Consider the following 22,264-nt stretch of genomic DNA (forward strand, 5'->3'; position numbering starts at 1 on the left):
ATACCTACGATCTATTGATGATTACTTACTCCTTGGGAGATTTGATAAATATCAGGCTAACATGATTTTTTCGATTAATGGAAGAAAAGTCTTAGAGTCTCCGTCGTTGCCTCGTTTAGCAGGGGGCGTGGGCTTTGGTCTGGCAAATTATACGGCAAGATTCGATAATATTACAATTATTGGCGATAGTATCCCTGACAAAGGTAGATTATCGGTAGTACCCGAGGCGAAACTTGCGACAACATGGGGAAATTTGAAAGGTTTTTAGGGTTTTGCGCCCAGCGTAGTACCAACTTAAAATTACTATGTTTGTGTTTACTACGGCAAAATGCCGTAGTTTAGGTATGGCAAAATGCCGTAGTGCGTCAAAATGCCGTAGTTTAAAATAGGGGTAAATTCAGTTTTGAGGAAGAGAACAAACTTTTTCAACACACAGTTTTTTGAAAAGGTAAGTACCTCAGCCCCTTTGATAAACCGTGGCTATACCTGTGTTTTAAGCACATCATAGCGAAGAAATATTCGCGCGATTTCAACAGTTTTAACACGAATATTGCATCTCAATAAAAGAATTGGCACGAAACTTGCTCTATTACCTTTGTGATATATTAGGTGTACAGTTTTCCACATAGGGCTTTGATAACACTCACAGGTTATCACCGTTCTGATGTTTTTGTGTGGATGGACAGCCCTTCTCAAGTTGTTTATTGTGGTGGAGAGTTCCACTGTCGAAACGCCTCCGTATAAGTCAAATACGGTTTACGATTAACGAACCCACGGGAGGCATGACTCGACAGTGATGAATTATGAAGCCTTAACACGCACATCAGTGAGACATTTACGGTGCCTTGCGTGGGGATCTGTCAAATTTGAAAATTCGATATAAAGGAGGAAAACTCGTGAAGGAACTTGAAATCACCCGAATTAAGGAAGTCGGAAAAAAGACAGTTGCTGACTTCATCCGTTCCGAAACCGGAAGCGTCGGTGTCAAGAACGCTGCTACAATTGGGGCATTCGCTGGTGCCCTCACATTGAGCCAATCCAATACCAATGCTCATTTTGACAATGGGACTTGGGTAGGTACTGAGGTAATCGTCGCAATCTAATTTAACATAAGGAGATAAGTAAAATGAAAGGACCAAAACGTAACCGGATCAAAGAAGTTGGCAAAAAGACGATTGCTGACTTCATTCACTCCGAGACCGGAAGTGTAGGTATCAAAAACGCTGCTGCAATTGGGGGCTTCATAGGGGCCCTTGCACTGAGCCAGTTGAGCAGCGAGGCTGTCAGAGATGAAAATGGAAATATTGTTAGGATCATAACTATCCACGCAATATAGTATTGCATCAAGTTTAAAATTTAAGAGTAAACTCAGTTTGTAGTAGGGCAATTCATTGCCAGTTATTGACTTTTGGACGTGCGATTTATCACATGTCAGTAACAAGGAATAGATTGCCTTGCTGCGAACCGAGATTACCTTCAATTTGAAACTGGATGGAACAATAGACAAAATGACTCAATTATTGGCAATCGCAAAAAAACGAATGCTGCGCAGTAATTTATACACAGGAGCATTACAGTGAAATTAATAATTATCGTTAGTTCCTTGTTTTTCTTTAGTTTCTCTGCCTTAGCAGGGCAATTTTTGGAGACCTTTGAGAACACTAATTTAGAGGAGTGGCAAGAACTCATTTGGCTTAATCTTGATATTGGAGCGGTTTCATGGGAAATTATTAATGGAGAACTTCAGGGAATCGCTCCCATGGCTATAACACGCTTGCTCATAATAGGTAATGAAATATGGCAAGATTACGACATTGAAATTGATGTTAAGCCGCTGAAAAAACATGGACCCGGAAATATAGCGATTGCCGCGCGGGTTAAGGGAACATCAGCAATCTGGTGTTTCGTTGGCGACACTCCCACAATTGTGGAAGAAGATGGCGTACCTCCACCTGAACCTGAGTCATTGGTGAGTTGTTGGGGCGGCAATTTTCACGAGGGAAAGAAAAGTAGAATTTTCAAATCTAAAGTTCATCCGCTTTTGAAATTAAATAAATGGTCTACGTTGAAGTTGGGCATTCATACCAATAACTTGAGTTTTTGGATTAACGGTAAGCCAGTTTTGGAATCCATGGTTGATTTGCCAGGATTGCTTATAGGCAAAGGCGGTTTGGGGATCGCGGGTTATACGGCAAGATTCGATAATATAACTATCACCCACAAAAACGGGTTATTTGTCCAACCTCAAGCGAAACTTACAACAACGTGGGGAAGGTTGAAAAGGTTTTAGAGCAATTGGTTTTTGAAGGAAGATGATTAATCCAATTTGCTATCCAACAAGCCATTAACTTATGAACGTACGGTTTTCAAGAAAAAAATAATTCTCCGCACTCGAACGGAGTGCTAATGTTTATAAAAGCGTGGCAGCTTAGGTTATACTAACTTACCTTAAAGGAGCCTCATGATGAAATCAATAATTATTGGTAGTTTTCTGTTTTTCCTCAGTTTTCTTGCCTTGGCAGGACAATTTCTGGAGACCTTTGAGGACACTAATCTGAAGGAGTGGCGAGAAATTATCCTGCAAGACGGGGCTCCCGGTTCATGGGAGATTGTTGACGGCAAACTTCAGGGAATAAGCCATGGAGGGAACACGCGTTTACTGAGCGTGGGTGATAAAACATGGCGAGATTACGAGATTGCCGTTGAGGTCAAGCCCCAAAAAAAACATGGTCCTGGAAATATTGCAATTGCAGCGAGAATCAGGGGGACCTCGGCAATAGTGTGTGTGATTGGAGATATGCCGGTTCTTGAACCTAAATCCAGAGCGATCTGTTTCGGAGGTAATTTGCATAATGATAAAACTTTGTCGCTTGGTGCCAAACTCAGCCCGTTTTTAAGACTCAATAAATGGTCCACTTTGAAATTGCAGGTTCAAGGAAATACTCTTATCTTCTGGATTAATGGGAAGCAAATTTTGGGTCCCTTAGAAATTCCAGAACTTCAGGTAGTTCAGAGAATTGATCCAGAATTCCCTAGCCTTCTTATAGGAGGTGCTGGTATCGGACTTACGAATTATACAGCAGACTTTGATAACATTATCATCACCGGCAAGAGTATCCCAAATAAGGGTGGATTGTCAGTATCACCTGAAGGACAACTCGCGACAATGTGGGCAAGTTTGAAATGGTTTTAGAGAAAGGGATTTAGGAATATCCATGTTGAAAGAATCTATATGCTCCATAAATACAGACCGAACAAGAAAGTGTATTGTTCTGGACATATTCCCAAAACCACAGGAGGCACCTGATGAAATTTGTAATTGTTGTATTAATGCTTTTTCTTCCACCTACTTTCGCTTTAGCGGGTACATTTGTGGAAACTTTTGATGACAGGGATTTGGATAATTGGCGAGAGATGTTTCAGAATGATATACCCTCGGGTTCTTGGGAAATTGTTGATAGCGAACTTCATGCCATGAGTCTTGAAAGTTTCATACGTTTACTCACAACGGGCGATGAAATGTGGCACGATTACACCATTGAATTTGATGTTAAGCCACTCGAAAAACATGGGATTGGAAGTCTTGTGATTGCTGCCCGGATTAAAGGACCCCAGTTGGTATTTTGTGAGGTTGGTGACCTGCCTTTCGGTATAAAATCAAACGTAATCTGCCGTACCACTGGCAATTTTCACGGAAAATACTCGGAGCTCTTGTACTTTTCACCTCATCCGCTTTTAAAGATGGGCGACTGGTCTACGCTGAAATTGAAGGTTCACGGTGAAGCCTTCACTTTCTGGATAAACAGTAGGCAGATTGTGCAAACCGGGGATGACTTTACTTTAGAGATACATGAAAATCAAAAAACTGCAATTGTAGGAAAGGCAGGTAAACTCAGCGGCTTTCTAACAGGCAGTATTGGCTTAGGACTAGCGAATTATACAGCACGCTTTGATGATGTCATCATTACTGGCGACGATATCCCAGATAAGAGAGCATTATCTGTAACGCCTCGGGTAAAACTCGCGACGACATGGGGGCGATTAAAGCACTTTAAAAAAAAATAGAGTGAGGGATACCATGTTGAGGTTTCCAACCCAGATACACCATCTCCATAAATTTAAGCACGACGATAGTCTGTACATTGCCGATCTGGATGTATTCAGACTGGTTGAAGTCAATCAGATTGCCTGGGACGCTGTGGAATTGTCCACAACGCTGGAAACCGAGAAATTAATTGTGTACCTGAGCCAAATCTATCCGAGGGAATTGGTGCTTGAAACCCTTGAATTATTGGGAGATTTTCAAGACACCGGTCTAATTTTTTATTCTCCTTCATGGGTTCCTCTACCAGATTCCAGAAGCGATCGGTTAAAGATTTACGTGCCTCAAGGTAAGGATGAGTGGTTTTCAGACCCGGAATCTATTTCGGCCGGAACGAACGTTGCTCTATATCATACGGCTCAGAGTCTCTCGAAATTTGCTGATATCTATCTGTCTGGGGAAACTGAGGAGAAAATCACACGAGGTATCTACACAGTAAAGTTATCTGTAGCGGAACTGAAGGAATCGCCAAGGAGATTTAACCAAAAATTAAGCCAATTTGGAGTGAACGGTATCTTGGCTTATCAAAGTTACGGCAGCTACGAACTCTTTCCGTTCTTCCGAGAAGTCAATTTGCCAATAGTCGTTCAGAATCATGCCCCCAGAGGACATGCCGGTCAAGCGATTAACACTACCTTGTTACACCATGCTTTAATGCGTCCTTATGATGCCTTTACATCACCGTCCGATTCTGTTGCCAAATTCTACTCGAAATTTGTGGGTGATACGCACCATTTTCACACAAATCCAAACGGTGTGGATTCAAAGACCTTTAAACCTCTTGATAAGTCCGAGGCGAAAGCGGCTATCGCTGAGATTGTGCAAGACAGTCGGATTGAAGAAAAACTAACCGTCGGATTTCTCTCGCGTTTTCAGCCCGAGAAAGGCGCGCACATCTTCATTCAACTCGCTGAAATGCATCCCGAGCTCCTTTTCTTAGTAGGCGGGAAATTTTTACTCCGTCCCACTTATGAGAAATTACCCGATAACTTAATCTATGTCGGTTTTTTACCTCGAAAGCAGCTGCCGACCCTCTACAACGCCTTTGATATCTACTGTTTTCCCTCAATGGCAGCAGAGGAGACATTTGGACTAACACTCTTGGAAGCGATGGCATGCGGTGTGCCGCCTGTTGTGCCAAGATTTGATGGCCTACCTGATGTGGTTGGCGACGCTGGGGTTATCGTGCCTGCAGAAGAGTTTCCAGTAGACATGGCAGGTTTTGCTGCTTATGTTTCGCCTACTGAACTCTCTAAAGGTATTGTTTCGCTCCTCGATGATGGTGTCCGGCGCGAACTTGGACAGCAAGCACGCGGTCGTGCGGTGACTTTTACGTGGGATAAGAATGCGGAGAGACTCGTTGAACTCTTTCAAGAATTGAATCAAATCAGGCACAATCAAAGAACCCCACCCGATCTCTCTGTCGCCTTTGTCCCGCATTTTGACGCTTTTCAGCACCAAATTGAAAACCGCGCTCTGCTTCTCAATTTGACCTCTTTTCTGGAGTCACCCCTTCAGCAAAAAAGCGGATATGTTCAAACCATGGAAGAAGGGCTGGCACTAATCTTGTTGAAACAACATACACCGAGGCAGGTTGAGGCGGTCTTAACGCACATATTCGATGATGCTTCCGAAGCTGCCAAAACTGTTGAGAGGGTTCAAAATTTCCTTAACGCATTGGCGTAATATAGCGTGAGTTCAATAACAAGTCTTTGTACCGTAGAATGTTAGTTTGCCGGATAACGCGGCACAAACTGAATGAAGTTTAAAAATTTAATTCGTTAATTTTTGAACGTGCGATAAATCGCCCTACTACGAACTCGCTCGTTTGTAGTAGGGCAATTCATTGCCCGTTAATTATTGAAGTATTTTATTAGTCTTCATACAGTTTGTGCTACAAGGAAGATTGAGAATATTAGATGATTAGATTTCCAAGGACACTTCAACAAATACACACCTTTGAAAAAGATGGGGTCTGGTACGTTGCGAATCTCCAGACAGGGGATGTGCTTCAAATTGATGACATCACCGCCGATATTCTGGCGTTGTGCAGTACGTACGATAACGCCGGTATCCTCAAAAAACTTGGGCACAAGTATTCAGAAGGTCAGATTCTTGAAACCTTGAAAGAGTTAAGCAGTGATATAGAAACATTTCTGTTTGAACCCGAACAGAATTTAAGATCAACAGCCCAAGGAAAATTACGGATATTTGTCCCTTACGGCTTCATGAAGTATAGGGGATTCTTGAGTCCCACCACAAACGTCGGCATTTATAATTTGCTGACAGCACTTGCAAAATATGCCGAGGTGTTCGTGGAAATTGATAATGACGACACTACTAAGGAGCAGCGAGAGCAACTGATGGCACTCGGCATTCAGTTCGCGTCGGATATCTTTGAGTCGACTGATACCCCAAGGTATGCTGCCAATCGATTCGTGGTTGATAGCTGTGACGGTATCCTCGCGCTTTCGCCCCATCCTTATGAAGAGTTGAACTACTTTCGACACAATACCATCCCTGTAGTTTCTCGTATCTATAGTGATAGAGGGTTACGCGAAGCCACAATTAACAAATTGCTAAGCCATCAGGTTCTTGGGCGCAACTTTGACTGCGTTTGCCCAGATACACCTTGGATAACAGACGAATTAGGGTGGCTTGAGTGCGCGCAAACTGACAATTTGCGGTACGATTCATCTCAAAGAGAAGGATTGGATATCATCCCTAACGGTGTTGATACAGACCTATATTCTCCTCAAAACCCTCAGCAAGCGAGAGAAGCAGTGGCTTCAATTGTCGGCGAAAAAAGCATCTTGGACACGCCACTTGTTGGAGTATTGAATGGTCTTCATCCCCAAAATAGTGTTGGCATGATAGCGAAGTTGGCAGCCCTTCACAGGGATACTGTTTTTATCGTCCTTGATCCGGTTCTCGCGCAAGATCGTCACCAACAACACCGGAATGTCTTTTATATCAACCTTGAACAACCCGAGGATACCGTCGCGCTCCCGTGGATTTATAGTGCTTGTGAGTGTATCATCTTTCCTACGGTTATCGGTACGCCGTTCTCTATGGTACTTGAGACATTTGCGTGCGGCGTGCCAGGACTTGCCCTCACCTCAACAGCACTCACTGAAGAATTAACAGCAGCTACCCTCTCAGTGCCGCTCACGCGAGATGAGACCACAGGGAAGTTTATGATTCCAACTGCTACTGTCTCGGAACAGATAAACGCACTCCTTGGCAACCCAGAGCTGCGAGAAACTCTATCAACCAAAGCGAGACAAATCGCTGAGAACTACTCTTGGGATAAAATCGCGCAACGCTTTGTGGTATTGTTTACTGAACTTAACATGAAAAAAGCGGGAAACACAACACCTAAATATCCCGATGTGGCTTGCGCGTCCTACTATGACAAAGGGCAGAATACCATGAGGACAGGTGCGACGCAGTTGGATGGTTTTTTTAAGCATCGCGTTGAGGAAGGCTTGGCGCAAACACTTTTGTCTGACCACACACCTGAGGAGGTCCGAATGGTTTTGCAGTATCTACTCCAAGATGCAGAAAAAGCAGATAGAGTGCTTTCTACACTGCTGCCTTAAAGACTGATTCAGACAAACACGGAAGAAAAAATGCCGAAAATAAAAATTGAACGTCTATTACTCAGCGCTTTTATTCTAATTTTTTGCGTGGCACTATTGCCATCTCTGGTAAAACGTCTCTTGCCGGCCCCTAAGGTTATTGAAACAACGCCCGCAATGTCGGCGATGAATGTTTCGATTGATACGCAAGAAATTCGGTTCGTATTCAGTCAACCCATGACCCAAGAAAAGAATATCCTCTTTCGAGGAATGCGCCTAAGAGGCCAATCGAAATGGATCGACGACCGTCGAACAACTTTAGCATTTCCACTCGCAGAACCTTTGAAACCGGGGGCGTTTTATAGCATCGTCTTAAACAGCAGCCTAAACAGCACAACCGGAGGTGAAAACTTGATGAAGGGCCGGTGGGGAAAACCGCTTGAGGAATATATCTTGACGTTTATGACTGCTCCGTCGGACACAATGCAAAGTCACATTGGGGAATTTAATTTAGGATCGCTTCGGGACACGGATAAAGATGGGTTGGACGATGGACTTGAAGCTGAGCTTGGTACGCTTTCCACAACTTCTGATACTGATGCAGATGGATTGACAGACTATGAAGAATACTGCAAATATAGGACAGATCCAACCTCACCCGATAGTGATGAGGACGGTATACCTGACGCTGAATGGAATGAGAGAAGAGAATACACCTATAGCATCAGGGCAGTGCTTGAGTTGAAACAACCTTGGAACCTTGAGTCGATGAATGACCTTTTCCAAGATGCGCGACTTGTAGGGCACACAGTAGGGAATAGCACTTATAGTAAAGTAGAGGTTATTATTTATCCCTATGCTTCTCCGGTGCTGCTTCCGTCCGCATATCCCAGTCAACGCACACCAGAAGCGTTTGAGAAATATATCCAGCCAGCTACCGATCTGAATTACTCCACAGAAATGCAGGCAGAAATTCAGAGAATTCTTTCCGGTTCAACGCATACGCTGGATGTCCTTACGAAATTGCAACATGAAATCGGGAAAATGAAATTAACCTTACCACTCTATCCTCCTTTTATCTACACCTATAAGCAGCACGGAGAGGTCGTCGTGGATCGATCATTCTTTGAAAGCATTGACCGAGAGGTGACTCAAAGCGAAATCAACGATGCGTTGGCTGTAAATTACTTTGGCGATTCAATGTTCAAGCAAAGGTGCCATGGAGGCTGTATTTCTCGGGCACGCCTCTTTGCCTCAATGCTGAGAGCCGCTGGTATTCCGGCTCGCGTAACGATGGGAGTGCCCATGTTATACTACTACAAAGGCATCGGCGAATGGAAAAACCTGATGAAAAACCTAAATAACGAAACTGTGACAGGTAACTTTGCTTATGAAAAGCCATCGACATCTCACGAAGTGGCGATCGTCGGGCATAGTCAAGTTGAAGCTTACTTGAACAATCATTGGATCCGGTTAGGTTATCAAATTAACGAGGGTCCTTTATTCGCCGGAACCGATCGGATGTTCATTAAAATTATTGATGCATCTGATTTCGCTGAAGTCGATTTCACAAAAACTTGGTCTCCTTTGCCATGGATTAAAGAACGTCCTTACAAAACTGTAGAGCTGTCCGACCAAGCAGCGACATACAAATCAAAATTCAAGAGGAAACTTCCTTAGGAATGTGCTAAATGTTGCTAACGTTAATTCAAAAAGAGATCCTACATCACATTCTAAGCGTCCGGTTTGCTGCCCTCCTTTTGATGTGTCTTCTGCTTATACCCCTCACTCTGTCTATCAATTATGGGAATTACCATCAAAATCTTGTAGACTACCAAGAAGCCGTCAAACTTGCAAACATTGAAGAGACTACAATCAATCCCAAAATGCCCTTGGAACCCGAGCTGGAGGTTTCCAAACTTTTTCTCAAACCGACACCGATGAGCGTTTTTGCCAACGGGTTGGGGGACATCCTGCCGAGTTATCTTGGGATGACGCGCAACGGGATTACCCAGGGACCGCCTGCCTTGGTTTCCGAGCCGCTCTCCTACCTTCTGGGACACCTTGACTTTCTGTTTGTTGTGGGCACTGTCTTCAGTCTGCTGGCACTGCTGTTTACGTTTGATGCTGTTGTTGGGGAAAGAGAGGCAGGAACGCTCCGAATTACGTTATCAAATGCACTGCCGCGCGACCTTTTCCTCTGGAGCAAGTTGATTGGCGGTTACCTTGTGTTTGTCATCCCATTTTTGGTGTCGTTTCTTGTTGGTTTGCTCTTACTGGTCTCACAAGGATTCCCCTTGGGCGAATCTGACATTTTTCCACGCGTCCTCAGCCTTCTGTTGGGCTCGCTGCTCTATATTGCTGTCTTTTTTGCGATCGGCGTAGTGATCTCCACCTACTTAGACAACTCCAAAACTGCTCTCATCGTCGCTTTTACCGTATGGGTGTTTGCCGTGCTGATTGCGCCACGCGTTGGGTTTCTTGCAGCGAAATTTATCGCACCAACCCCGACTTCACAGAGCGTCTATCTGGAAAAGACAGCCTCCCGCGACAATTTCAACGCGGAGCTGGAAAGGAAAAAAGCTGAAATACACAAAGAACTCTGGGCAGCGCGTCAGCAAAATATCACTGATCCCGAGGAAACACAGCAGACACTTGTAGCCATGGGAATGGAGATTGGAAAAGAGGTTGATGAGCGCGTGAAACCACTTGAGGCGGAATACCGGCAGAAAATTGAGTCTCACGCTGCTGAGATAGATCGGAACTATCAGCGCGAAAAAGCGCGACAAGAGCAGGTAGGCGAGGTGCTTTCTCGTATCACACCGACAGCCTCCCTCATTTATCTTGCCACAAGTTTGACCGAGACAGGAAAACAGAAAAGAAGCGATTACCTTCAAACAGGCAAGCGTTATTATGACGCGCTTTATGCGGATCTGTTTAGTAAAATCGTAGATCACGTCTCCATGAGAACTATGACACCTGACGATGTGGTCACAATTACGCAGCCTCCCCCTTTGGAGGAGACAACTTTAGGAGAGACACTTCGTCGGTCGGCGGTGGATGTACTACTGCTCTGCTTTTTCGCAGTCGTGCTGACAACCGTAGCGTTTCTGAAATTCTTTCGCTCGGATATCTGACAATCCGCCTGAAAAATCAGTAAGTAGCACCAGTTCGACTTAGACATTTCGACAGTAAGTTGTAGCACAAACTGTATGAAGATTAATTTATTAATTCGGTAATCCGAATTCACTCAGGCCCGGTAGATGCGGTTTCCTAACCGCACCGGACATTACCGATTTATTTTCTTAAATTTCATTTGGTTTCTATCGCGTGCGCAAACTGACAGTTTACGCTACAGAAGCTTTTATCCAACCCACGTTAATGGCCTCTAAGAAATTAGATAAACCCAGCGCAATGCAGAAAGCGAAAATGATTATGGAATACCGTGAATTTGAAACAACATTTGAAAAACTGCTACAAACACAGAAAGATTTATACCCTCATGCCGTTGAATACCATCGGACAAACTTTCAGCACTCCATCCAGTATCTGTTATCTTCTATTCTGAATCAGACAGAAACACTCGTTCAGCAACCTCAGACAAGTTGGGAAAACACAGATGAAATCGTCAGCGACATTCTCTATTGTGCCGATGTAAATATGCAACAACTTTTTTCTCTTGAAATGCCGAATCAGCTGACAGAAGATAGGGATTTTGAAACCGTAAAAACGAAGCTGTATGAAACGAAGTATTATCCCATCAGTGAGCACCTGAATTATATCTTTCTGCCACCCGCTTTGGAACGAAAGACGTTTATCGGTAAGCACTTGGGACAGTTGTCAGATACAGGACGCTTTTGCGATCTCGGTTTCGGTCCTGGTGTTCTGAGTGCCCTAATCCTACAACAGAAAGAACTCTGGACAGGCTATGGTGTTGATATTAGCGGCCACTGCCTTCAGCACGCCGAAAGACTCTTAAAGAAGAAAAAGGTTCTTGAAAGATGCGAACTGTCAGTAGGGGATGTTCGGACGTTACCGTATTCTGACGATACCTTTGATTTGGTTATTGCAGTCGAAGTGCTTGAACATATCCCAGATCCAGAAGTAGGCTTGACGGAAACGATGCGCGTTTTGAAATCGGGTGGCTACGCCATAACTGCGCTTCCAATAAATTTACCGATTCTCATGCACCTCTACGATTTTCAGAGTCCCGATGAAGTCTTAGCGTTATACAAAAAAGTTGGACTTCGAGTCGTTGACTTTGAAACGAAAGAATTTCAACGTCAGACGGAACCCTTTACGGATACCTTCGCGTTAAGCATCAAGCCATAAAGGAGAAAAAGGATGCAAGCGATTATCCTCTGCGGGGGACTCGCCACGCGGTTGGGCGAAACCGCGAAAACTATACCTAAAATCTTACTTGACATCGCTGGTCAAACGGTGTTGGCGTGGCAGATTCAGATGCTAAAGGACGTGAACGTCCAAGAGGTCATCCTTGCATCAGGACACTTGCACGATGCGCTTTATGTGAGCGTCGGTGACGACTACGATGGTGTCCGCATTCGTTACGCCAGAGAAGAGAAAAGGCTCGGCACCGGCGGCGCGATTCAGAACGCTATGCAATATATCAATACATCTCCTTTCTTCGTTCTGAACGGTGATGTCCTCCTAAACGACTTCTCACTACAAGAAATGTTAGACAGATTTCAGAAAGAAATGACAGGTTTGCTCCTGAGTGTGCGCGTTGACGATATTCGTCAATATGGTGAAATTCTATCGGACACCGATGGGAAAATCACTGCCTTCCGCGAGAAACAGGCTGTATGCCGCCCCGGATACATTAATGGTGGCGTGTATCTCTTCAATCGAAAGATTATTGGGGCATTCCCTAAACACCAAGAGGTTTTCTCAATTGAGCGGGACGTTTTTCCGTCTGTTTCCAATCTTTACACTTTAAAAACCAAAACAAGTTGGATTGATATCGGGGTGCCCGAACGACTGGCGTATGCGAGACAACACTTCCGAAACGGAGCCAGTCAATGAATCCTGACATCTTCCGAGCGTATGATATTCGCGGCATTTTTGGCGTTGACTTTCAACCGAAAGACTTTTACCGCATTGCCCGAACTTATGCTGGCTGCTTTCAACCGGAAACTGTCGCTGTCGGACACGATGTCCGCGAAAGTTCGCCGCAGCTATGGCAGCAGATTGCCGATGGCCTCCAAGATGCAGGTGTTGATGTCCTCAACCTCGGGCAAATTTCGACCGATATGCTTTATTTCGCCGTGGCGCACTACCAGACAGATGGAGGCATTGTCATATCAGCGTCTCATAACCCAGCAGCGTATAACGGCATGAAACTGGTCCGTCAACACGCGATACCACTCTCGTCAGATACAGGGCTTTTGAAATTACGAGATGCCATTGAGAACGGAAACCGATTCGAGAAACAGAGCCCTTGTAAACGCGGTGCCCTTCGGACGCTTCCGTTTCTTGATGCCTATCTCGTACATCTCCGATCGTTTGTGAATCTGAAGCAGCTGTCTGAAAAACAAATAGTCATCAATGCCAACGGTGGACTTGCTGGACGGGTTGCCGAACGCTTGTTAGCCGAAACACCCATTCAGGTCTGCGCCCGTCTTTTTATCGAGCCAAATGGCACTTTCTCACAGATTCCTGCGGGCCGTCCTGACCCGCTGCGTCCTGAAAATCGCGGTTTAACCGTAAAGGCAGTCCAACAAACAGGGGCAGATCTTGCAGTCGCATGGGACGCGGACGCAGATAGATGTTTTTTCTTTGACGAAACCGGCGCGTTCGTTGAAGGATGCTACATCAGCGCGATGCTTGCCGAGTTACTTCTTGGAAAAAAAGGAAGTGGGACAGTTATCTTTGATCCGAGAGCGATATGGGCAGTAGAAGCCGCCGTGAAAAAGGCTAACGGCACACCACTTCTGAATCGGTGTGGACACTCTTTTTTTAAAATCCGTATGCGGGAAACCGATGCCCTTTTCGCAGGTGAGGCGAGTGGACATTACTATTTCCGCGACAATTTCTATGCCGATAACGGCATGATCCCCTTTTTGCTTGTGCTGGAAAACCTCTGTGAAAAAAGAAGTTCACTCGCGGAACTTGTTAATCCGCTCCGAACGAAATATCCGGTCTCCGGTGAAATCAACTTTGCGTTTGAAAGTCATGGTCTGCTGTACGATGCTATGAATGCGGTCAGACACATATTGCACCGGTTAGGAAACTCTTTCCAGATTGAAGCCCCTATTGATGGCATATCCGTTCGATTTCCCGCGAATCACAAGAGCGGCACTGGTTTCTATCCTTTGGTACCCGGCAGTTGGCGGTTCAATCTCCGAGCGTCGAACACCGAACCACTTTTGCGGCTCAATCTTGAGGCGATTAGTGACCTTCCTCTTCTTGTCGAGAAAACGGAACGGCTCAGTGAAGTGCTGGAAAACCTCGGTGGCAGGCGAGAAACTGCGTTTCGTTGGGAAAATAGGGAACCTCCTGATTTAGATTGGAACACATCTAATGAATTTTAGCGTTTTTGAATTACTGACACACGAAAGAATGGTTTTCTTGGCGGTTCTAAGTTGTGGGCTTTATACCAGTTATACCGATTTCCGCTACGGAAAAATCGCTAACATTTATACTGCATTCTTGATCGGCTTTGGCATTATCAGTCAAGCCCTATTCATAAGTGAGGGAAACATCACCTGGATACACAGTTGTGTTACCCTTTTTGGGGGATTAGGGATCTCCTTTGTAATGTTTTACACGGGAATATGGGCAGCCGGGGATGCAAAACTCTTTTGGGGCATCAGTTTATTGCTGCCACCGAGTGCTTTTAGCAACACCTCAGAGACACAATTTTATCCCATGATTTTGATGGTGAATATTTTTCTCATTTTTCTGTTTTATATCGTAGCACAATCCGCTTTTAAAATGACCTTTCAGGAGCAAAAGGTACTGGTTGTTAGGAGTTTCACATCACAACTAAAACAATTTCCGAGACGGCTTCTACAAGTACTTGCGTATATTGGGGTAGGTGGATTAGCGTTTTATATCCCTTCGCGCATGGAGATAGAATTAGACTTGGCGATTCGAATTTCACTGTTTATAGCAATTGCTTTCGCTTTCAATAAAGTGGTTGAAAAGTACATCCCACAGAAATACGTAATCCTATTTTACGTCCCCTTTCTCCCTTTAGCACTCTTTTTGGCGATCCCTTCGCTGATTCAACTTGGCACTTTTATCGTCTTTATCTTTGTGGTTCCGTGGTTTCTTATCATGTTTAACGCCGTCATTCGTTCCCTTTTTACAGAAGATATTCCTGTCGGAAACCTTCACCCGAACATGATTCCCGCGGAACGAATCGTTAAAATTGAAGCGCAGAACGTGAATGATAGATACGTGAAAGTTCCTGCCGGTTTTGCAAACCCTGCACAAGATAATGTCATTGTGGATGTCTCGTCTGAGGGGTTAACGTCGCCGCAAATTGAGCAGCTGCACCAACTTGCTGCAGCAGGTAATTTGAAAGAATACGAAAATAAATTGTGCATTCAGAAAAAAATACCCTTTGCTTTAATGATTGTTTTGGGGGCGGTAGCGACCCTATTAGCAAATGGAATGGCTTATTCGTTTTTTCAAAGCGCGGCAATTCATCAGGTTCTGGAGAGGATCAGGTCGTTTTTGATTGGATAAAAAATGGCAGGTTTAGGCACCTGGGCTGTTTCGCGTGTATAAGTAACGCTAAAATCTACGATAAACATATTACCCTATACTAACAATAAATCGGGGTGGGACATAGTGACCACCCCGATTTATGTGCATACCCTCCTCCTAACACTCGCCTCTTTTTTTACGATTATGCACGTTTCCGCCTCCAAAATTACGACTATATAAATGGCGTGAGTTTGATAAAAAATTTAGAGGTAGTATGTTCTGGAAAGTCATGCACCTTTTCATCCAAAAAACGGTGTCTTTAATTATAAAAGGGTATTGCATGTCCAAAACTACTTATTGCGAAAATGAACAGTCGAATAAAAAAAGAAAAATCCTGTAACGAAGGAACGGTGTGTTTACAATTATAGAAAAGGAGGGTCTCAAGTTACAATGGCAAGAGATAGCTTGCGCGGGGATTACAGTGAAATCGTCGGGGAAAGTTCCCAGATTTTGAATATCCTACAACAAATTGATAATATTGCGGCTACGGCCTTGAAGATTCTAATCTCTGGTGAAACGGGAACTGGCAAAGGGGTGGTCGCGCGTGCCCTGCACAAAAACAGTGGTCGAAACGGAGAAATGGTCTCTATCAATTGTGCATCGATACCTGAGAATTTATTTGAGAGTGAGTTGTTTGGACATGAAAAAGGGGCGTTTACAAGCGCGAGTAGAAGGCATATCGGTAAGTTTGAGAGGGCAGACAAAGGGACGTTGTTCCTTGATGAAATCACCGAGATGCCGCTTCCCATGCAACCGAAGTTACTACGCGCAATTGAAGAAGGTGAGATTGAACGCATTGGCGGTAAAAAACCAATTAGGGTGGATGTTCGGATTGTGGCAGCTACTAATAGAGATATTGTGCAAGCCGTTAAAGATGGAATGTTTCGTGAAGACCTCTATTATCGATTGAATGTTGCCTCTGTATCTCTGCCGACGCTATCGGAGAGAAAAAAGGATATCTGCCTGTTGGTGTTGCATTTTCTTGAAAAACACCGTCAATTTTCCAGTCTTCCGGTCTTACAAATTTCTCCAGATACGCGAACTCTTCTTGAAACGTATCCATGGCCCGGGAATGTGCGAGAGTTGGAGAACGTTATTGAAAGCGCATCTTACCTTATCAAAGGAGGGGTTCTCTTACCAAAGCACCTACCCCAAAAAATTCAGACGTACCAAAAGCAATCTATGAATATCTCCCCAGAGATTGCTACGCCTGAAAACGAGCAAAGCGTGAGTGTCCCGCTCGGCACGACGCTTGAGGCGATGGAAGCAACGTTTATCCGTGAAACTTTGGTGCGGTTTGACGGAAATCGGACAAAAACAGCGAGGGTATTAGGGATTGATAAACGGACTTTGCAAAGAAAATTGAAAAAATATGACGCTTAAGATGTGTGATTTCGGAGTGCTATAGCTATAGCATTTGATATTATAGAAAGACTAAGGGGAACTTGAATGAACTTAGGATTAAAAGATAAAGTCGTTGTTGTAACGGGTGCGAGCCGCGGAATCGGACGTGCGATTGCACACGGATTCGCTGATGAAGGCGCACGCCTGAGCATTTGTGGCAGAACCGAAGATACACTCCAAAGCGTAACAGAAGAACTCACGGCAAAAGGTGCGCAAGTCTTTGCCAAACCTACAGATGTCACAGATACAGGTCAAGTTGAGGCGTTTATATCCGAGACGGTGGAAACTTACGGCAAGATTGATGTCGTTGTGAACAATGTCGGTGGGAGTCGATGGACCCCTCTCGAAGATATTTCCGATACCGAGTGGCACGAGATTCTCAATCTGAATCTGGTTTCTGCAGCACGCGTGAACCGACGCGTCATCCCTGAAATGAAAAAACAAGGCGGTGGCGCAATTCTGATGATTACCTCCATCTACGGCAGGGAAGGCGGTGGACACATTACGTACAACGCCGCGAAAGCCGCCGAGATTAGCATGACAAAGTCGTTAGCAAGAGAACTCGCACCCGACAATATCCGCGTGAGTAGCGTTGCCTCGGGTTCGATTCTCTTTCCCGGTGGCGGTTGAGCACGCCGGATCGCAGCCGATCCAGAAATGCTGGATGCCTTTTTGAAAAGCGATATGCCCCTCGGTAGATTTGGAAAACCCGAAGAAGTTGCGAATGGCGTCGTCTTTCTGTCATCGGAACGGGCGCGTCTTGTAACGGGTGCCTGTGTGAACGTGGATGGGTGCCAATCGCACTCGAATATTTAGACTCTTTCTCCTCTTAGTAGGGTTTTGCTCCCCAGCGTAGTTCTAATTATAGAATTACTATTTTTGTGTTTACTACGGCAAAATGCCGTAGTGCGTCAAAATGCCGTAGTTCAAAATAGGGTTAAATTCAGTTTTGACGAGGAGAATAAACTTTTTCAACACACAGTTTTTTGAAAAGGTAAGCACCTCGGTCCCTTTGATGAACCGTGGCTATACCTGTGTTTTAAGCACATCATAGTGAAAAATAATCGCGCGATTTCAGTAGTCTTAACACGAATATTGCATATAAATAAAAGTATTGGCACGAAACTTGCCCTATTACCTTTGTGATATATTAGGTGTACAGTTTTCCACATAGAGTTTCGATAATGCTCGTAGGTTATCACCGTTCTGATGTTTTTGTATGGGGATGGACTGCTCTTCGCGAGTTGTCCATTGTGGTAAAGAGTTCCACTGTCGAAACGCCTCCGTATAAGCCAAATACGGCTTACAATTGACGAAACTGGTAGTCTGTCACATCTAAGGTGATAGTGTCTGTTTTGGTATCAGGCGAGGAGACCTCGTCCCTACGAGGAAATAACACCTATCAAGATAGTGTTGTGTCTACCTTTCGCTGGCATAACAGACTCCAACTTGTAGGATACATTTGAATATTCATAGCAGACGATGACAGATTCTTTTAAAAATATCGGGTTAGGTTGTTTTTTAGTTGCCGATAAAGAAAAATAGTAGACAGGAGCATGGGCATTGAAATACGTTCAAGGGACTGGAAAAGGCGTGAAGATAGCGATTGTAGATAGCGGCGTATCACCTGAGCACCCATATGTATCAAATGTAGCTGGGGGTGTAGGAATAGGTTTTGATGCCCATGGAGATGCCGTTTATAACGAAAACGATTACCTTCCTGAAACCCTTTGGTCTCACGGTCAGGTCTGTGCTGGATTGATTAGTTATCGGGTGCCTGATTCCGAGATCTATAGTGTCAAGATCCTTGATGAGAATGGAACAGGACATCCGGCTGCGTTGGTTGCTGCGATTAAATGGTGTATTAATAACGATATCAATGTTGTGAATATCAGTTTGGGTACCACCGGTGAGACATGGGCTTCAAGATTGCAAGCTGAGTGCATTCGGGCAACCGAAAATGGTATCATACTTGTTGCGGCAACTCATATTGGAGGGTTGATTAGTTATCCAAGCGTCTGTCCTGAAACAATCGGAGTAGGTAAGGACAATCGATATAAAGAGTACGAATTTGGCTATTTTCCTACGCGAATCGCCGAATTCGTCGCTGCGGGGCGAGACGATTTAGCATTAGAAATTGTAAATGCTCAAACTGAAAGGGAAACCTACGTTTCACTCTCCTCTGGAACAAGTTCAGCGACAGCGAGAATGAGTGCAGTCATCGCTGCATTATTGGAAGAACTGCCAGGGATAGATATTGCTGGTGTGAAAGATAAACTTGCTGATCAGCAAACGCGCCTTCCACTTTGGAGATCTTTACCTGCAAACCTCTCCGTAGGCTTGCGTGACGATATTTTTGATGTGCAAACACAAGAGTTTTCATGGATGAAACGAGTTGTTATATATCCTCATAACAGGGAGACTCACCCGATACTTTCCTTCACTGATGCATTTAAATTTCAAGTCGATGGTGTTGTAGATCCACTACATTCATCTGCTCATGGGAAAGATGCGGGTATGGTGTACAGCTCTGGACCGCTCAATATACCGGTGCTTCCGGAGTTAAATGATATTCCGTCTGGCGTAGATACACTGATTGTTGGCAACAACGATGCCCTTTCAAAGGGTTTACACGAAGATGTGTTGTTCAGGATTCTGACGTGGGCAGTTGAAAATGATAAGAATGTCTTTAGTTTTAGTCCTGCTGAATCCCATGTTTACCGGAATATTTATGCGACGGCTCGTAAGAAGAACTTGATCTGGTATAGTCCGTCAAATTTCCTATCTGCTGTCTGGAGTTCTAACACGCAGGAATTAGAACAAGATATTGATGCCCCTGTCCTTGGCATCTTCGGGACCTCATACAACCAAGGTAAGCTGGCAACCCAACTCGCCTTGAAAAGAGTGCTGGACAAAGAGGGGTATGAAATAGGAAGTGTCGGTACAAATCCGATTCATGCACTTTTGGAAAACGGTATCTGTGTTGTACAAGATAAAAGAATCCCGCAGTACATTTCTTTGGGCGACCAGGTCGCTTACTTGAAAGTGGCAATGGCAGCAGCATTCCAACGGAGACCACATCTTATTATCGCTTGTAGTCAAGGGGGTATTATCCCTCCAAAATTATATAACACGAATACCCCAGATTTTCCTGACGATTACACATTACCAGCGTTGGCGTTTTTAATGGCTTCCAACCCCGATGCGATAATTTTAACAATCAACACAATTGGTGATGAGGATTATATTCAACGTAGTTTGACGACATTAGAAACTATTAGCGGAGGGAAGGTTGTTGCTTTAACGTTTGCGGATAAATTAGTCCATAAAGATGCATATTCATATAAACAGCGGTGGGGACGCAGACTCCGTCCGGACGAAATATCCCGTTTAAGCACCCGTTATGAAGACCTGTTTGGAGTCCCTGTTTTTTGTCCTGACATCCATGAACAACAGGAGCAACTCGCTCAACACGTGATTGATATTTTTTCGGTAGATTAACGAAACTCATAAAATCTGGATGAGTTTGTTAGAAGATAAAACATAAGGAGGGTACTAGATTGCGTATGAAGTTACTCGACGACCAATATCAGAAAACTTTACCACACGAAGATGACAGAGAGTTAATTTCTCTAGAGCAAATTCAGGTTTCTAATTCGCAGGATTCAGGATGCTCTTCGTGTTCATCAGGGGGTTGTGGTTCGCCTGTTATTCAAAAGAAAACTTCTAAGGGGTTCTCTGGCGAACTGGGTGAAAAGGAACGAGATCTACGCCGCCCCTTCGTCCACAAGTTCGAGACAGAAAAACAGAGTTACGTTTATGATGTCAACACGGATCGAATTATCCAGGTGACACCTGCCGTTTATGACATCATTGATGACTTCGGTGTCCTTTCCGTTAGAGAGATGGTTCCGAAGTATGGTGTTCAGCACACCCCTGAGGAAATTGCTGAGGCTTATGAAACGATTGAAATGGCAAACAGAGACGAGCGATTGTTCTCTAACAATCACCCAAGTGAAATTCTGTATCCGCTTGATGAACAGTCCCTTCGGCTTTTATATGATGAAGATGTCCGGACCCTTTGCCTTGGCGTAACGGAGCAGTGTAATCTGCGATGTTCGTATTGTAGTTTCTCAGGAACATATGAATTTCACCGTGAGCATAACTCAACGTTTATGGAGTTTGATGTCGCCCGTCGCGGGATTGATTTTTTTAAGGAACATTCAAAACTGTGCGATTACGTTAATCTTACGTTCTATGGTGGTGAGCCCCTACTGAATGCATCTCTGATAAAACAGTGTGTTGAATATGCCAATGGTATCTTCGGACGAAAGCCTATTGAGTACCACATGACAACGAATGCTACCTTGATGAATGATGACATCTGTCAGATGTGGATTGACAACGATTTCAAAATCATGGTGAGCCTTGACGGTCCGAAAGAAACACATGATAGATATCGAGTCAATGGTGCGAACAGAGGGAGTTTTAATAAAATTAAGCAGAACTTGAATAAGTTACGTGACAAGTCCCCCGATTACTATCGAAACAACGTCAAATTTAGCATTGTTCTCTCACCGCCCTACGATTTTGAGGAACTCAATGATTTTTTCACGTCAGAACCCTTGACGGATGTCCGGACGATGCGAACATCTAGCGTTGACACTCAAGACACGACCTTTTTTCACAATTTCACCGAGGAAGAACTTGAGAATAAAGGGAGGAAAGAGCTCAAAGAGAAGTACTTCAATGCCCTGATTCAGAAAGAGGTTGCACATAATCGCCCCGAGCGGGAACACAGATTTATGCAAGGGCTTTTTGGAGATGGATTTGAAAAACTGATTCCCTCAATGAAGCCAACAAATCCGTTTCCTGAAGTGTATCATCCAGGAGGGATCTGCGTGCCAGGTCTAAAAACCCTGTTTTTAACACCTGAAGGGGATTTCTTCACTTGCGAAAAGAGCAGCACATCTTTCGATCTCTTGCGCTTAGGGAATCTTGAAAGGGGTTTGGATGCTGCCAAAGGTATAGAAAACATAGAAAACTATTCCCATGCTCATGATGGTTGTCGTTTCTGTTATGCGTCCCGACATTGTGGCACCTGCTTTATCAAGGCCTCTGCAGGGGAACAGTTTGATGGCACCCTCAAGATGAGTAACTGTAACAATCATCGATCGGGATTTCACCAGGATCTTGTTGACATCATGACTGTCATAGAAGGGAACCCCGATGCTTTTGACTATCTCAAGAATGTGACTCTCATATGAGGGGAGGTCGACAAACGAATAATTAGGCATATTTATTATAGAAAGGAGGTGAAAACAGTGAAACGGTTAGCGAAAAAGCTCAAATCCGAGCATAAAGGGATATCGCCTGTTATTATACATTCAGGCGCTGATACCATTAAATCATATACTTGCTGGTGTGGGTGTACTTGTGCGAA

Annotated in this window: 17 protein-coding genes and 1 pseudogene; all 18 read left to right on the forward strand. The window is 44.3% G+C overall.

What is annotated here, in order from left to right:
- Positions 1–268, forward strand: a 268-nt coding sequence (locus tag OXN25_16055; protein ID MDE0426366.1) for a hypothetical protein, incomplete at its 5' end; no start/stop codon positions are given.
- Between the two features lie 628 nt (positions 269–896).
- The gene (locus OXN25_16060) at positions 897–1,103 is read left to right on the forward strand and encodes a hypothetical protein (GenBank protein MDE0426367.1); all 207 of its coding nucleotides are present in this window, start codon (positions 897–899) and stop codon (positions 1,101–1,103) included.
- A 23-nt stretch (positions 1,104–1,126) separates the two neighbouring features.
- Positions 1,127–1,336, forward strand: a complete 210-nt coding sequence (locus tag OXN25_16065; GenBank protein MDE0426368.1) for a hypothetical protein — start codon at positions 1,127–1,129, stop codon at positions 1,334–1,336.
- Positions 1,337–1,576: 240 nt separating this feature from the next.
- Positions 1,577–2,290, forward strand: a complete 714-nt coding sequence (locus tag OXN25_16070; protein MDE0426369.1) for a hypothetical protein — start codon at positions 1,577–1,579, stop codon at positions 2,288–2,290.
- A 171-nt stretch (positions 2,291–2,461) separates the two neighbouring features.
- Entirely contained in the window at positions 2,462–3,193 is a 732-nt protein-coding gene (locus OXN25_16075) for a DUF1080 domain-containing protein (GenBank protein ID MDE0426370.1), read from the forward strand.
- Between the two features lie 113 nt (positions 3,194–3,306).
- The gene (locus OXN25_16080; protein ID MDE0426371.1) at positions 3,307–4,065 is read left to right on the forward strand and encodes a DUF1080 domain-containing protein; all 759 of its coding nucleotides are present in this window, start codon (positions 3,307–3,309) and stop codon (positions 4,063–4,065) included.
- Between the two features lie 13 nt (positions 4,066–4,078).
- Entirely contained in the window at positions 4,079–5,788 is a 1,710-nt protein-coding gene (locus OXN25_16085) for a glycosyltransferase family 4 protein (protein ID MDE0426372.1), read from the forward strand.
- Between the two features lie 233 nt (positions 5,789–6,021).
- A complete protein-coding gene (locus OXN25_16090) occupies positions 6,022–7,704 on the forward strand; it encodes a hypothetical protein (protein ID MDE0426373.1) in 1,683 nt (560 codons plus the stop codon).
- A gap of 30 nt (positions 7,705–7,734) precedes the next feature.
- A complete protein-coding gene (locus OXN25_16095; GenBank protein MDE0426374.1) occupies positions 7,735–9,363 on the forward strand; it encodes an Ig-like domain-containing protein in 1,629 nt (542 codons plus the stop codon).
- A gap of 11 nt (positions 9,364–9,374) precedes the next feature.
- The gene (locus tag OXN25_16100) at positions 9,375–10,820 is read left to right on the forward strand and encodes an ABC transporter permease (protein ID MDE0426375.1); all 1,446 of its coding nucleotides are present in this window, start codon (positions 9,375–9,377) and stop codon (positions 10,818–10,820) included.
- 277 nt (positions 10,821–11,097) lie between these two features.
- Complete coding sequence (locus tag OXN25_16105; GenBank protein MDE0426376.1) at positions 11,098–12,015, forward strand: methyltransferase domain-containing protein; 918 nt, start codon at positions 11,098–11,100, stop codon at positions 12,013–12,015.
- 12 nt (positions 12,016–12,027) lie between these two features.
- Positions 12,028–12,726 carry a sugar phosphate nucleotidyltransferase gene (locus OXN25_16110; protein MDE0426377.1) on the forward strand — a complete coding sequence of 233 codons (699 nt, stop codon included), beginning with the start codon at positions 12,028–12,030 and terminating at the stop codon, positions 12,724–12,726.
- Positions 12,723–14,234 carry a phosphomannomutase/phosphoglucomutase gene (locus OXN25_16115; GenBank protein ID MDE0426378.1) on the forward strand — a complete coding sequence of 504 codons (1,512 nt, stop codon included), beginning with the start codon at positions 12,723–12,725 and terminating at the stop codon, positions 14,232–14,234. Before OXN25_16110 ends, OXN25_16115 begins: the two co-directional genes overlap by 4 nt.
- On the forward strand, positions 14,224–15,396 hold the full coding sequence (locus OXN25_16120) for a prepilin peptidase (GenBank protein MDE0426379.1): 1,173 nt from the start codon (positions 14,224–14,226) through the stop codon (positions 15,394–15,396). The genes OXN25_16115 and OXN25_16120 overlap by 11 nt, the downstream gene beginning before the upstream one ends.
- A gap of 411 nt (positions 15,397–15,807) precedes the next feature.
- Positions 15,808–16,800: a sigma-54 dependent transcriptional regulator gene (locus tag OXN25_16125; GenBank protein ID MDE0426380.1), complete on the forward strand. Its 993-nt coding sequence runs from the start codon at positions 15,808–15,810 to the stop codon at positions 16,798–16,800.
- A gap of 66 nt (positions 16,801–16,866) precedes the next feature.
- Positions 16,867–17,637: pseudogene (locus OXN25_16130) on the forward strand (SDR family NAD(P)-dependent oxidoreductase).
- Between the two features lie 747 nt (positions 17,638–18,384).
- Complete coding sequence (locus OXN25_16135) at positions 18,385–20,322, forward strand: S8 family serine peptidase (GenBank protein MDE0426381.1); 1,938 nt, start codon at positions 18,385–18,387, stop codon at positions 20,320–20,322.
- 65 nt (positions 20,323–20,387) lie between these two features.
- Complete coding sequence (locus OXN25_16140; protein MDE0426382.1) at positions 20,388–22,088, forward strand: radical SAM protein; 1,701 nt, start codon at positions 20,388–20,390, stop codon at positions 22,086–22,088.
- The last annotated feature ends 176 nt before the right edge of the window (positions 22,089–22,264 follow it).

Source organism: Candidatus Poribacteria bacterium, assembly GCA_028820845.1.
Lineage (GTDB): Bacteria > Poribacteria > WGA-4E > WGA-4E > WGA-3G > WGA-3G.

Bases quoted from the DNA above. Each gene is read 5' to 3' on its own strand.
- OXN25_16065 (MDE0426368.1), top strand. From the start codon at position 1,127: ATGAAAGGACCAAAACGTAACCGGATCAAAGAAGTTGGCAAAAAGACG.
- OXN25_16075 (MDE0426370.1), top strand. From the start codon at position 2,462: ATGATGAAATCAATAATTATTGGTAGTTTTCTGTTTTTCCTCAGTTTT.
- OXN25_16080 (MDE0426371.1), top strand. From the start codon at position 3,307: ATGAAATTTGTAATTGTTGTATTAATGCTTTTTCTTCCACCTACTTTC.
- OXN25_16085 (MDE0426372.1), top strand. From the start codon at position 4,079: ATGTTGAGGTTTCCAACCCAGATACACCATCTCCATAAATTTAAGCAC.
- OXN25_16090 (MDE0426373.1), top strand. From the start codon at position 6,022: ATGATTAGATTTCCAAGGACACTTCAACAAATACACACCTTTGAAAAA.
- OXN25_16095 (MDE0426374.1), top strand. From the start codon at position 7,735: ATGCCGAAAATAAAAATTGAACGTCTATTACTCAGCGCTTTTATTCTA.
- OXN25_16100 (MDE0426375.1), top strand. From the start codon at position 9,375: ATGTTGCTAACGTTAATTCAAAAAGAGATCCTACATCACATTCTAAGC.
- OXN25_16105 (MDE0426376.1), top strand. From the start codon at position 11,098: ATGCAGAAAGCGAAAATGATTATGGAATACCGTGAATTTGAAACAACA.
- OXN25_16110 (MDE0426377.1), top strand. From the start codon at position 12,028: ATGCAAGCGATTATCCTCTGCGGGGGACTCGCCACGCGGTTGGGCGAA.
- OXN25_16115 (MDE0426378.1), top strand. From the start codon at position 12,723: ATGAATCCTGACATCTTCCGAGCGTATGATATTCGCGGCATTTTTGGC.
- OXN25_16120 (MDE0426379.1), top strand. From the start codon at position 14,224: ATGAATTTTAGCGTTTTTGAATTACTGACACACGAAAGAATGGTTTTC.
- OXN25_16125 (MDE0426380.1), top strand. From the start codon at position 15,808: ATGGCAAGAGATAGCTTGCGCGGGGATTACAGTGAAATCGTCGGGGAA.
- OXN25_16140 (MDE0426382.1), top strand. From the start codon at position 20,388: ATGAAGTTACTCGACGACCAATATCAGAAAACTTTACCACACGAAGAT.